This window comes from Arthrobacter sp. AOP36-F1-5 (assembly GCF_058137995.1).
The window spans coordinates 1,717,802-1,730,285 of sequence record NZ_CM176892.1; the positions used below are offsets into that span (position 1 = coordinate 1,717,802).

Sequence of the window (12,484 nt, forward strand, 5' to 3'; positions counted from 1 at the left end):
CCTGGCGGAGAGTTAAGGGAAGTCGCTCCCTTGGTACTACAACTCGATCTCCATCCGGGGCACCGGGGTGCCGCCTGAAAGGTCATGCGGATGTGATCGGCTTGCCAGCCAAGGAACCATCCTAACACCACCGATGGCCCGGTCCCGTGTACGGGTCCCGGGCCGGTCGTGGATCAGTTACCTTCGCTCCTCCCGGTCCTTCTGGTCCGCCGGGCCGAACACCGAGGCTGCCATGGCCGTGGGCGTCACCCGGGCCGAAAGTTCCGGATGGTGCAGATCCAGGGCAGGACGTTCGGAGCGGATCCGCGGCATCGAGTGGAAGTTGTGCCGCGGCGGCGGGCAGGAGGTCGCCCATTCCAGCGAAGCACCGAAGCCCCATGGATCATCGACCTCGACCCGTTTGGCCGACCGGGCGGTGATCCAGACGTTCCAGAAGAACGGGATCATCGACAGGCCCAGAACCATGGAGAAGACGGTGGAGAACTGGTTCATGGTGGTGAAGCCGTCTTCGGGCAGGTAATCCGCATACCGGCGCGGCATGCCGATCACGCCGAGCCAGTGCTGGATGAGGAACGTGCCGTGGAACCCGAAGAACAACATCCAGAAGTGGATCTTGCCCAGCCGTTCGTTGAGCATCCGGCCGGTCCATTTGGGCCACCAGAAGTAGAAGCCGGCGAACATGGCGAACACGACGGTCCCGAAGACCACGTAGTGGAAGTGGGCGACCACGAAGTAGGTATCCGAAACGTGGATGTCCAGCGTGGGTGCCGAGAGGATGATGCCGGTCAGTCCGCCGAAGAGGAAGGTCACCAGGAACCCGATGCTCCAGAGCATGGGTGTCTCGAAGGTGATGGATCCTCGCCACATCGTGCCGATCCAGTTGAAGAACTTCACCCCGGTGGGCACCGCGATCAGCATGGTCATGAATCCAAAGAACGGCAGGGCCACGGAGCCGGTGGCGTACATGTGGTGCGCCCACACCGAGATCGAGAGCGCGGCGATCGAGATCGTCGCGAAGATCAGGCCCTTATAGCCGAAGATCGGCTTGCGGGAAAAGACCGGGAAGATCTCCGAGACGATGCCGAAGAACGGCAGCGCAATGATGTAGACCTCGGGGTGGCCGAAGAACCAGAACAGGTGCTGCCATAAGATCGGTCCCCCGGCATCGGGGTCGTAGATATGGGCGCCGAAGCGCCGGTCCGCCCCCAGTGCGAACAGTGCGGCAGCCAGCGGCGGGAACGCCATCAGGATCATCAACGAGGTGATCAGGGCGTTCCAGGTGAAGATCGGCATCCGCCACATGGTCATACCCGGTGCACGCAGGCAGATGACCGTCGTGACGAAGTTGACCGCGCCCAGGATGGTGCCGAAGCCGGACAGGGCCAGGCCGAAGACCCAGAGGTCACCGCCGATCCCCGGACTGAACGTGGTGCTGGACAGCGGGGCATAGGCGAACCACCCGAACGCGGCGGCACCCTGCGGGGTGATATAGCCGGCCATGGCAATGGTGGAACCGAAGAGGAAGAACCAGAAGGCCAGTGCGTTCAGACGCGGGAACGCCACATCGGGGGCCCCGAGCTGCAGGGGCATGATGACGTTGGTGAAACCGGCGAACAACGGGGTGGCGAACATGAGCAGCATGATGGTGCCGTGCATGGTGAACAGCTGGTTGTACTGCTCCTTGGTCTGCATGATCTGCATGCCCGGTTCCCACAACTCCGAGCGCATGAGCAGGGCCATGATCCCGCCGATGCAGAAGAAGGTGAAGGAGGCGATCAGGTACATGTAGCCGATGATCTTATGGTCGGTGGAGGTGATCCAGTTGACGACGATGCGCCCCTTGGAGACCGGTACCACCCGGGGGGCGAGAACAGTTGTCTCGTCCGTAGCGTATTCGTAGGTAGCCAAGGGATCCTCCGATCGGCGCAAGCTCGATTCCGCCCGTCCCCCCGGCCGGCCAAGCGTCCTTGGGGCCAGTGTGGCACCTACTGGAGGGTAGGAGAAGGGTTCGGGCCGTAGAGGTTCCGTTGGCGGATTCAGCGACCGCGGATGATCCGTCGGATCCGCTGCAGCCGTTCACCGATGCCACGTTCGGCCCCATTGGCCGTCGGCGCGTAGTAATCGCGACCGACCAGATCGTCGGGGGCGTACTGCTGTTCGGCGATCGAATGCGGGGCGTCATGGGAGTAGAGGTACCCCTTGCCGTGGCCCAGTTGTCCGGCGCCGGGATAGTGGGCATCGCGTAGATGCGGGGGGATCCCCTCGCCTCGACCGCCCCTGACATCGGCGATGGCGGCGTTGATCGCCTGATAGGAGGCGTTGGACTTCGGGGCGGTCGCCAAGTGGACCACTGCCTGGCCCAGGATGATCCGGCCCTCGGGCATCCCGATCAGTTGCACTGCTTGTGCCGCGGCCACCGCACTCTGCAGGGCCGTCGGATCGGCCATGCCGATGTCCTCCGAGGCACTGATCATGATCCTGCGGGCAATGAACCGGGGGTCCTCCCCCGCCTCGATCATCTTCGCCAGATAGTGCAGTGACGCATCGACATCGGAGCCACGAATGGACTTGATGAACGCGCTGATCACGTCGTAGTGCTGGTCCCCGGCCCGGTCGTAGCGCTGGACGGCGGCATCCATGGCCCGCTCGGCATGGGAGGTGTTCACCGGGATCGGGACAGCAGCGTGTTCCTCGCCCTCGGCCGGGGCTTCGCCGTCGTTCCCTGGACTGGCTTCGACACCGTCAGATTCGCCCCAGGCGACCCCGGCGGCGGCTTCCAAGGCGGTCAGCGCGCGGCGGGCATCGCCTCCGCTGAGCCGGACCAGGTGATCCAATGCGGCAGGTTCCAGTGAAACGGTCCCGTCCAGTCCGCGGGGATCCTGAACGGCGCGGACCACCAGTCCACGGATGTCCTCCTCCTCCAGGGGCTGCAAGGTGAGCAGCAGGGAACGCGACAGCAGCGGCGAGATCACCGAGAAGGAAGGGTTCTCCGTGGTCGCGGCGATGAGCACCACCCACCGGTTCTCCACCCCCGGCAGCAGGGCGTCCTGTTGGGCCTTGGTGAAGCGGTGGATCTCGTCCAGGAAAAGCACCGTGGTGATCCGGTTCAGGTCCCGGTCCGTCAACGCCTGGTCCATGACCCGGCGGACATCCTTGACCCCGGCGGTGATGGCACTGAGTTCTACGAAACGCCGGCCGGGGGCCCGGGCGATGACATGGGCAATGGTCGTCTTGCCGGTTCCCGGCGGTCCCCAGAGGATGACACTGGCGGGTCCGGAGGGACCGGGCCCATCGACCCCGGCCAGTTGGCGCAACGGCGAGCCGGGTTTGAGCAGATGTTGCTGACCGACGAGTTCGGCCACCGTCTGCGGGCGCATGCGCACTGCCAGGGGCGGCCGGGGGCGGGAGGATCCGCGGGTGGGTTCGTCCTCGGAGTCGTCATCCAGCGGACTCAACAAATCGTTCACCCATCCAGCCTAGTGCCCGCACGGTGGTGCCGGGGCGTAGCGCTACGGTGGACGGGTGATGTCGTGCGAGCGAAGGGCCAGGGCATGAAGGCAGTAGTCCAACGGGTTTCGAAGGCCTCGGTCGAAGTCGAGGGGACGGTGGTCGGGCGTATCGACGAGCCGGGGCTCCTGGTGCTCTTGGGGGTCACCGGGACCGATACGGACGCCGAGGCCGCCACCTTGGCCGCGAAGATCTGGCGTCTGCGCCTGCTCGAGGCGGAGAAATCCTGCGCCGATCTCGGCGCCCCGTTGCTGGTGGTCAGCCAATTCACCCTCTACGGGGACGTGCGCAAGGGCCGGAGACCGGGATGGTCGGCCGCCGCACCGAGGGCGCTGAGCGAACCCTTGTATGAGGCGTTCATGGCCGCCCTTCGGGACCTCGGGGCACGAGTCGAGCACGGGGTCTTCGGCGGGCAGATGGATGTTTCCCTGGTCAACTCGGGGCCGTTCACCCTCATCGTCGATACGGCCGATCTCCCCGGCTGATCACCACGGGGATCCTGGCGGACCGAAGCACGCCTCGGGGACCGCTCATCGCTTCCCCGGCCGGCCACCACCCGCCGGACGAGGACCGGCCGATGGTGGCCGGCCGGGTCCCCGTCCAGGCGGAGTCGATGTGCTGGACAGCGGTGTGCCCCGGTGCGCTCTGCCGGGCCGCCGGTTCCAGCATGATCAGGCGTCGGCGGACGCCCCGTCCTGCTGGTCCGCCTTGGCGGCCTTCTTCGGTTCTGGCTTGGCGTCGACGCCGGCCTCCTTGCGCTGCTGCGCGGTGATTTCCGCGGGCGCCTGGGTCAGCGGATCGAAACCGCCACCGGTCTTCGGGAAGGCGATGACGTCGCGGATCGACTCGGTGCCGGTGAGCAGCTGCACCACACGGTCCCAACCGAAGGCGATGCCGCCATGCGGCGGGGCGCCGTACTTGAACCCGTCCAGCAGGAAGCCGAACTTCGACTGGGCGGATTCCTCATCCAGCCCCATCATCCTGAAGACCCGTTCCTGCACCTCGCGCTGGTGGATGCGGATGGAACCACCACCGAGCTCGTTGCCGTTGCACACGATGTCGTAGGCATAGGAGAGGGCGTTTTCCGGATCCGTGTCGAAGGTGTCCAGGAACTCCGGCTTCGGGGAGGTGAAGGCGTGGTGGACCGCGGTCCACTGCCCGGCACCGACGGCGACGTCGCCGGAGGCCACGGCGGCCGCCGAGGATTCGAACATGGGGGCGTCGACGATCCAGACGAAGGCCCAGTCCCCGTCCTTGATCAACCCGGTGCGGTGTCCGATCTCGACCCGGGCCGCGCCCAGCAGGGCTCGGGATTCGGAGGCCGAGCCGGCGGCGAAGAAGATGCAGTCCCCCGGGGTGGCGCCGACCGTGGTGGCCAGGTTCTCCCGCTCGAAGTCGGTGAGGTTCTTGGCCACGGGCCCGGTCAACGAACCGTCCTCCTGGACCAGGACGTAGGCCAGGCCCTTGGCTCCGCGCTGCTTGGCCCATTCCTGCCAGGCATCCAAGGTCCGCCGCGGCTGCGAAGCACCGCCGGGCATGACCACCGAGCCGACATAGGGGGCCTGGAAGACGCGGAAGGTGGTGTCCTTGAAGAAATCCTTCAGTTCGGTCAGTTCCAGACCGAAGCGCAGATCCGGCTTATCCGAGCCGTAGTTCTGCATGGCATCGGCGTAGGTCATCCGGGCGATGGGGGTCGGGACCTGCACGTCGATCAGGTTCCAGACGGCACTGACGATCTGCTCGCCCAGGGCGATGATGTCATCCTGCTCGACGAAGGAGGCCTCGATGTCCAGCTGCGTGAATTCCGGCTGGCGGTCCGCCCGGAAATCCTCGTCGCGGTAGCACCGGGCGATCTGGTAATACTTCTCGAATCCACCGACCTGCAGCAGCTGCTTGAACAACTGCGGCGACTGCGGCAGGGCGTACCAGGAGCCGGGGGCCAGACGGGCCGGCACCAGGAAGTCACGCGCGCCTTCGGGGGTGGAACGGGTCAGCGTCGGGGTCTCGATCTCGACGTAACCCTGGTCGTGCAGCAGTTCACGAGCCACCCGGTTGACCTCCGAGCGCAGGCGGATGTTCGCGTGCGGGCCTGGACGGCGCAGATCCAGGTAGCGGTGGCGCAGCCGCGCCTCCTCGCCGACCTCGACGTGCTCGTCGATCTGGAACGGCAGCGGTGCCGAGGTGTTCAGCACGACGACGGAGTCCGCCATCACCTCGATCTCGCCGCTGGCCAGGGCCGGGTTCTCGTTGCCATCGGGACGGCGTTCTACCGTGCCGACGATCTGCAACACGAATTCATTGCGCAGGGAGTGGAAGTCGGCTTCGTCGCGGACCACGATCTGGGCCACACCCGAGGCATCACGCAGATCCAGGAAGGCGACCCCTCCATGGTCCCGGCGGCGGGCTACCCAGCCGGCCAGGGTGACGGATTGTCCGATGTGTTCGGCCCTGAGCGTGCCCAAGTCGTGAGTGCGCAGCACTGAAGTCCTTTCGAGGGGTTCCTCGCGTGCTCCCGGGGGTTCCCCGGGCCCGGCACGCGTTGGTTCAATTATGGGTTTGGGTCGAGTTTACCGGCAGTGGTGGGCCCCCCGACAACCGGGGCGGCTCCCGGGGGGCCCGCCCCGGTCAGGAGGCGCTGATTCCCGGGTGCTGGTCCTCTGCCGGGGGCGTCCAGGCATGCGGGTCGGCCACCACCTGCTCGCCGGAACGGATGTCCTTGACCTCATGGGTGCCCTCGGCTGAGGTGAACCAGACGTAGGGGATCCCCCGGCGGTCGGCATAGCGGATCTGTTTGCCGAACTTCTCGGCCCGGGCCGCGACCTCCACGGCGATGCCGCGGGCACGCAGCGCCGCGGCGACGTCCTGGGCGGGGTACCAGGAGTCGTCGTCGTTCAGAGCGACCAATACGGCGCTGGGGACATCACGGCTGGCCTTCAGGCCGCCGTCGGACAGCATCCGGGAGACCAACCGGCTGACCCCGATGGACAGTCCGACGCCGGGGAAGACGCGGTTGCCCTTCGAGGCCAGGGATTCGTAACGGCCGCCCGAGCAGATGGACCCGAGCTTCTCGTGGCCCACCAGCACGGTTTCGTAGACGGTGCCGGTGTAGTAGTCCAGGCCGCGGGCGATCGAGAGGTCGGCCACGACCTGGCCGGGGGCCCGACGGGTGGCCACGTCGATGACTTCCGCCAGCTCGGTCAGGCCCGTCTCGAGCAGTTCATGCTCCACCCCCAGGGCCCTGACCTGTTCGACGAAGGAGGTGTCGGCGGTGCGGATCGAGGCCAGGGCCAGGGCGGCCCGGGCTTGTTCCTCGGTGGTGCCGATCTCGTTCACCAGCGCTTCGGCGACCCTCTCGGGGCCGATCTTCTCGAGTTTGTCGATGTTGCGTAGCACCCCGGCGGTGTCCTCGATCCCCAGTCCGAGGTAGAAGCCCTCGGCTAGTTTGCGGTTGTTCACCCGCACGGTGAAGTCGCCGATCGGCAGGGCGCTGAGCGCGTCGGCGATGACCAGGGCCAGTTCCACGTCGTAACGGAAGGGTAGGGCCCCATCACCGACGACGTCGATGTCGGCCTGGGTGAATTCGCGGAATCGGCCGTCCTGGGGTCGCTCCCCGCGCCAGACCTTCTGGATCTGGTAGCGGCGGAAGGGGAAGGCCAGGTGTCCGGCGTTCTCCACCACGTAGCGGGCGAAGGGAACGGTCAGATCGAAGTGCAGGGCCAGGGCGTGGGGGTCCGTCCCCGCCGCCTCACCGTCGTCGTTCTGCAGCCGTGAAAGCCCGTAGACCTCCTTGTCGATCTCCCCCTTGCGCAGCAGTTGGCCCACGGTTTCCACGGCCCGGGTCTCGATGTTGCTGAACCCGTGCAGTTCGAAGCTGCGCCGCAGGCTGTCCAGGACATGGAGCTCCACGAGGCGTTCGTTGGGTAGCCACTCGGGGAAACCTGACAATGAGGCCTTGCGTGCCATAGGGGTGAAGACTCCTTCGCGGGGATGGTGGGATGCTGCCGTTCCGGATGGCGTCGCGCCGGCGTGCCCGGGTCCGGGAGGTAACCGCACGATTCTATGTCGTTCGAGACCGCCATAGCGACCCGGCCCGCGGCAAACTACCTTGTTGCAGCACTGACTCGGTACAGTTACGGAGGAAACACAGGGTTCCGGGGAACTTCCGGACCGACTCCGAACGAAAGAGTTTTAGCGGTGAACAGCTCCACGCAATCCGACGACAACGCAGGCCAGCCCGACGAGTCCACCCAAGGTGCGCCCGTAGGCACCTCCGAGCAGCAGACCTCCCCGGCGCAGGCGGCCCCCGCCACGGAGTCAGAGACCCCCGCCACGCAGCAGGCTCCCGCCACGTCGCCCGAGCCGCAGACACCGGCCGCCGACGCCCCGGCCGCAGAGGCAGCGCCGAAGCCCGCCGACGCCCCGAAGCCCACGGCAGTTCCCAAGCCCTCGGCCACCCCGCGACCGACGCCCACCCCGGCGGCCATGCCCCGCCCGCAGGCGGGACCGAAGTCCAGCAAGCCGACCCCGGTGGTCCCCGCTCCCCCGGCCTACAGCAGCGACCTGGACGAGGCCGCGAAGTTCAGCCGCGTCACCGATGACGGCCACGTCTTCGTCCTCGTCGAGGGCGAGGAGTTCCCGGTCGGCCAATACCCGGACGCCACCCCCACCGAAGCGCTCGCCTATTTCGTGCGCAAGCACGACGACGTGGTCAGCCAGTTGCTGCTGCTCGAACAGCGCGTGGCCGCCCACGCCCCCTCCACGGACATGAACAAGACCCTGGACCACCTCCAGCAGCTGGTGACCGAACGGATCATGGTCGGTGACCTGAAGGCGTTGCAGGGCCGGTTGGACGCCGCCCGGCAGGAAGTTGCCGAACGGCAGAAGGCCGAACGCAAGACGCAGGAGGAAAACCGGGCCCGCGAACTGGCCGCCCGGGAGGCGATCGTCGTTGAAGCCGAGGAACTCGCCGCCCAGGATCCGGCCACCGTCCAGTGGAAACAGGGCAGCAACCGGATGAACGAACTGTTCGAGCTGTGGAAGTCGGCCCAGAAGAACGGTCCGCGTCTGGGCCGTTCCACCGAGGACGGCCTCTGGAAGCGGTTCCGTGGGGCCCGGACCACGTTCGACCGCCACCGTCGTGCCTTCTTCTCGCGGCTGGATGCCGATAATTCCGAGGCCAAGCGCGTCAAGGAGGATCTGATCGCGCGGGCCGAGGCCATGTCGGGGTCCACCGAATGGGGGCCGACGGCGGGCGAATACCGCCGGTTGATGGACGAGTGGAAGGCCTCCAAGCGGGCCTCCCGCAAGGACGACGACGCCCTGTGGGCCCGCTTCCGGGCCGCCCAGGACATCTTCTTCAATGCCCGCTCGCGGGCCAACGAGGAACTGGATCAGGAATTCGAGGAGAACCTCGCGGTGAAGGAGAAGATCCTCGCCGAGGCCAGGGCCCTGCTGCCGATCAAGGATCTGGCCGCGGCGAAGAAGGCCTTCGAGCCGATTCGCGACCGCTGGGAGGCTGCAGGGAAGGTGCCCCGCTCGGCCATGCAGCGCATGGAAGGCGGAATGCGCACCGTCGAGGACGCCCTGCGTGGTGCCGAAGACGAGAAGTGGCGTCGCTCCAACCCGGAGACCAAGGCCCGCTCGAACAGCATGCTTACGCAGCTCGAGGACACCATTGCGGAGTTGGAGACCGAACTCGAAACCGCGAAGGCCTCCGGCGACGAACGGCGGATCAAGCAGGCGGAGGAAGCCCTCTCGGCCCGCCGGGCCTGGTTCGAAACCCTCCAGGAGTCCGCCCAGGACTTCGAGTAGGCCTCTGCCGGCTCCTGCTCCCCAGTGACCGGTAACGGTCCGCGGAGCACCCGTGCCCGGCTCTGGAGGGCCGGTCACCAGTATCCACAGGCTGGTGGCCGGCCCTTTTGCCGCGACGCCCCCTTTGCCACAGTGGGTGCATGATGGATCCGATCGAGGCCACCGAGGTCACCGCGCTCCTGCAACCCGGGCGGCCCTTTGCCGCTCCGGAGCTGATGGTGCTGCGTGCCGAGGGGGTCCTGCGCCAGGTGCTGCCCGGGACGTTCGTGTGTTCGGCCGTCGAGGACGGCCCGGCGTTGCGCGCCGCGGCGGTGGCCACGGTGGCCGGCCCCCGGTTGCACGAATCGGCCGTCATCGGACGGCTGGCAGCGGCCTGGGTGCATGGCTTCCACCCGGCACCGGAGGTCCTTGAACTACTGGTTTCGCGGTTCCATCGCATCCCGTTGCAGCGCGGCCCCGTCCGGTTGGCGCTGCATGAATGCGTGCTGGAGCCCAGTGAGGTCCAGGGGCGCTTCGCGATGCCGGTGACGACCCCGGTCCGCACGGGCCTGGACGTCGCCTTCCATGGTGGCCCGGCCGTGGCGCGCCAGGTGCTCAGTCGTCTGACCGGTCCACGCAGCGGTGGGTGCAGCAGGCAGGAGCTGTTGTCCGCGATCGAGGCCACGGGCCGTCGACCGGGTAAACGGGCGGCCTGGGACCTGGTGGCGGGATTGCCGTCGCTGGCGGCCGTCCCCCGATGAGGTCCAGGGCCCCGAAGGCCGCTACGAGCGCCGGCGGCCCTCGGAAGTGCGGTACACGTCGTAGACCCCGTCGATCCGTCGCACCGCGTTCAGGACGTGGTTCAGGTATTTGGGATCGCCCATCTCGAAGGAGAAGCGGGAGGTCGCGACCCGGTCCTTACCGGTGACCACACTGGCCGAGAGGATGTTGACCTGATTGTCCGAGAGCACCTTGGTGACGTCGGAGAGCAGCGATTTGCGGTCCAACGCCTCCGCCTGGATCTCCACCAGGAACACACTGGACTGGGTGGGGGCCCATTGCACCTCGACCAGCCGTTCGGCCTGATCGCCCAGGGCCTGCAGGTTGGCGCAGTCGGCCCGGTGCACCGAGATCCCCGAACCCCGCGTGACGAAGCCGCGGATGGCATCCGGGGGCACCGGGGTGCAGCAGCGCGCCAGTTTGGCCATGACGTCCCCGGCCCCGGGGACGACCACCCCGGCGTCGTGGGTCTGGCGGGAGGTTCCGGGGGTGAAGGAGGGGGTCTCGTCGAAGTCGGCTTCATGCGGGTGGGTCGGGCCCACCAGCGCCTGGAGGTGTTCGATGACGTTCTGGGCGGAGGTGTGTCCGTCACCGACCGCGGCATACATGGCGGCGATATCCGAGTGGCGCAACTGCTGGGCGACGGCGGTGAGCGTATCGTGCGTCATCAGCTTCTGCAGCGGCAGGTTGTTCTTGCGCAGGGCCTTGGTGAGCTGGTCCTTGCCCTTGTCGATGGCCTCTTCGCGACGTTCCTTGGTGAACCACTGGCGGATCTTGTTCCGGGCCCGGGGGCTCTTGACGAACCCCTGCCAGTCCTGGCTGGGGCCGGCACCTTCGGCCTTGGAGGTGAAGACCTCCACCCAGTCCCCGTGGTGGAGTTCGCTGTTCAGCGGGACCAGTTTGCCGTTGACCCGGGCCCCGATGGTGCGGTGGCCGACCTCGGTATGGACCGCATAGGCGAAGTCCACGGGGGTCGACCCGGCGGGCAGGGCCATGACCTCGCCCTTGGGGGTGAAGACGAAGACCTCGGCCGCGTTGATCTCGAAACGCAGCGAATCAAGGAACTCGCCGGGGTCGCGGGTCTCCTGCTGCCAGTCCATGACACTGCGCAGCCAGTTCAGGTCCTGGCCGTCCTGGCCGACGGCCTTGGTCTTAGCCGCACCGGATTTGTACTTCCAGTGCGCGGCGATGCCGTATTCGGCACGCCGGTGCATATCGTGGGTGCGGATCTGGATCTCGACCGGTTTGCCGTCGGGGCCGACCACGGTGGTGTGCAGCGACTGGTACATGTTGTACTTCGGCATCGCGATGTAGTCCTTGAACCGCCCGGGCAGGGGGTTCCAGCGCGCATGCAGGGTCCCCAGGGTCGCATAGCATTCGCGGACGCTGTCCACGAGCACGCGCACGCCCATGAGGTCGTGGATGTCGTCGAATTCCTTCCCGCGCACCACCATCTTCTGGTAGATCGAATAATAGTGTTTGGGCCGGCCGGTGATGGTGGCCCGGATGCGCTGCTGGTGCAGGTCCTCGCCGATGAGGGTCCTGACCGTGGACAGGTATTTTTCGCGTTCGGGGGTCCGGTCCCCCACCATGCGGACGATTTCCTCGTAGACCTTGGGGTGCAGGGCCGCGAAGGAGAGGTCCTCCAGTTCCCATTTGATGGTGTTCATGCCCAGACGGTGGGCCAGCGGCGCGAAGATCTCCAGGGTTTCGCGGGCCTTCTTGGCACTGGATTCCGGGGAAACGTACCGCCAGGTCCTGGCGTTGTGCAGGCGGTCGGCGAGTTTGATCAGCAGGACCCGGATATCGCGGGCCATGGCAATGACCATCTTGCGGACGGTCTCGGCCTGGGCGGCGTCGCCGAACTGGACCTTGTCCAGCTTGGTCACCCCGTCGACGAGCATGGCGACCTCGTCGCCGAATTCCCGGGCGAGGTCCTCGAGCGAATAGTCGGTGTCCTCGACCGTGTCATGCAGCAGCGCCGCGGCCAGCGTGCTTCCGGTCATGCCCATCTCGGCCAGGATGGTCGCCACCGCCACCGGGTGGGTGATGTAGGGATCGCCGCTTTTGCGCTTCTGGTTTTCGTGGCACCGCTCCGCCACGGTGAAGGCGCGGGTGATCAGATCAAGGTCCTCGCGCGGGCTGTTCGCCCTTACGGTGCGCAGCAGCGGTTCGAGGATCGGGGGCTGTCCGGAGGTGCTGCGCCCGGCGAAACGGGCCAGTCGGGACATGGTCCCGCCGCGGCGTCGGGCTGCCGGCGGTGGTGACGCCGGCTTGGCCGGCTGGTCGGCCGCGCCGTTCGCTGCCCGGGCTGTGGGTTCCGCCATGGCAGGTCCTCTCGCTGTACCCGGTTCGCACTACGCTTCCGGGGCCTGGGTGACGGGGAGGCCACGAGCGGCTAACCGCC

General features: G+C 67.0%; 8 protein-coding genes. 3 read left to right on the plus strand and 5 right to left on the minus strand.

Annotated elements, in window-relative coordinates; all coding sequences use genetic code 11:
* Positions 1 to 177 precede the first annotated feature (177 nt).
* Entirely contained in the window at positions 178 to 1,908 is a 1,731-nt protein-coding gene (ctaD, locus tag AC3ZI9_RS07835) for an aa3-type cytochrome oxidase subunit I (protein ID WP_444561807.1), read from the minus strand.
* A 128-nt stretch (positions 1,909 to 2,036) separates the two neighbouring features.
* Complete coding sequence (locus AC3ZI9_RS07840) at positions 2,037 to 3,467, minus strand: replication-associated recombination protein A (protein WP_444555682.1); 1,431 nt, start codon at positions 3,465 to 3,467, stop codon at positions 2,037 to 2,039.
* 84 nt (positions 3,468 to 3,551) lie between these two features.
* Here AC3ZI9_RS07840 and dtd point away from each other — a divergent pair, with 84 nt between their 5' ends.
* Entirely contained in the window at positions 3,552 to 3,992 is a 441-nt protein-coding gene (gene dtd, locus AC3ZI9_RS07845; RefSeq protein WP_444555683.1) for a D-aminoacyl-tRNA deacylase, read from the plus strand.
* 186 nt (positions 3,993 to 4,178) lie between these two features.
* Here dtd and aspS read toward each other — a convergent pair whose 3' ends face one another.
* Both aspS and hisS read right to left on the minus strand, forming a co-directional pair.
* Positions 4,179 to 5,987 carry an aspartate--tRNA ligase gene (gene aspS, locus AC3ZI9_RS07850; RefSeq protein ID WP_444555684.1) on the minus strand — a complete coding sequence of 603 codons (1,809 nt, stop codon included), beginning with the start codon at positions 5,985 to 5,987 and terminating at the stop codon, positions 4,179 to 4,181.
* 145 nt (positions 5,988 to 6,132) lie between these two features.
* The gene (gene hisS / locus AC3ZI9_RS07855) at positions 6,133 to 7,470 is read right to left on the minus strand and encodes a histidine--tRNA ligase (RefSeq protein WP_444555685.1); all 1,338 of its coding nucleotides are present in this window, start codon (positions 7,468 to 7,470) and stop codon (positions 6,133 to 6,135) included.
* A gap of 231 nt (positions 7,471 to 7,701) precedes the next feature.
* Here hisS and AC3ZI9_RS07860 point away from each other — a divergent pair, with 231 nt between their 5' ends.
* On the plus strand, positions 7,702 to 9,318 hold the full coding sequence (locus tag AC3ZI9_RS07860) for a DUF349 domain-containing protein (protein WP_444555686.1): 1,617 nt from the start codon (positions 7,702 to 7,704) through the stop codon (positions 9,316 to 9,318).
* 140 nt (positions 9,319 to 9,458) lie between these two features.
* Entirely contained in the window at positions 9,459 to 10,058 is a 600-nt protein-coding gene (locus tag AC3ZI9_RS07865) for a hypothetical protein (RefSeq protein ID WP_444555687.1), read from the plus strand.
* A gap of 21 nt (positions 10,059 to 10,079) precedes the next feature.
* On the opposite strand, the gene AC3ZI9_RS07870 is transcribed toward AC3ZI9_RS07865, so the two are convergent.
* On the minus strand, positions 10,080 to 12,308 hold the full coding sequence (locus AC3ZI9_RS07870; protein ID WP_444555690.1) for a RelA/SpoT family protein: 2,229 nt from the start codon (positions 12,306 to 12,308) through the stop codon (positions 10,080 to 10,082).
* Positions 12,309 to 12,484: the final 176 nt, after the last annotated feature.

What these genes read in the sequence shown, in the direction of transcription:
- AC3ZI9_RS07870 (WP_444555690.1), bottom strand. Translation starts at nt 12,308, where the DNA reads ATGTCCCGACTGGCCCGTTTCGCCGGGCGCAGCACCTCCGGACAGCCC.
- dtd (WP_444555683.1), top strand. Translation starts at nt 3,552, where the DNA reads ATGAAGGCAGTAGTCCAACGGGTTTCGAAGGCCTCGGTCGAAGTCGAG.
- hisS (WP_444555685.1), bottom strand. Translation starts at nt 7,470, where the DNA reads ATGGCACGCAAGGCCTCATTGTCAGGTTTCCCCGAGTGGCTACCCAAC.
- AC3ZI9_RS07865 (WP_444555687.1), top strand. Translation starts at nt 9,459, where the DNA reads ATGATGGATCCGATCGAGGCCACCGAGGTCACCGCGCTCCTGCAACCC.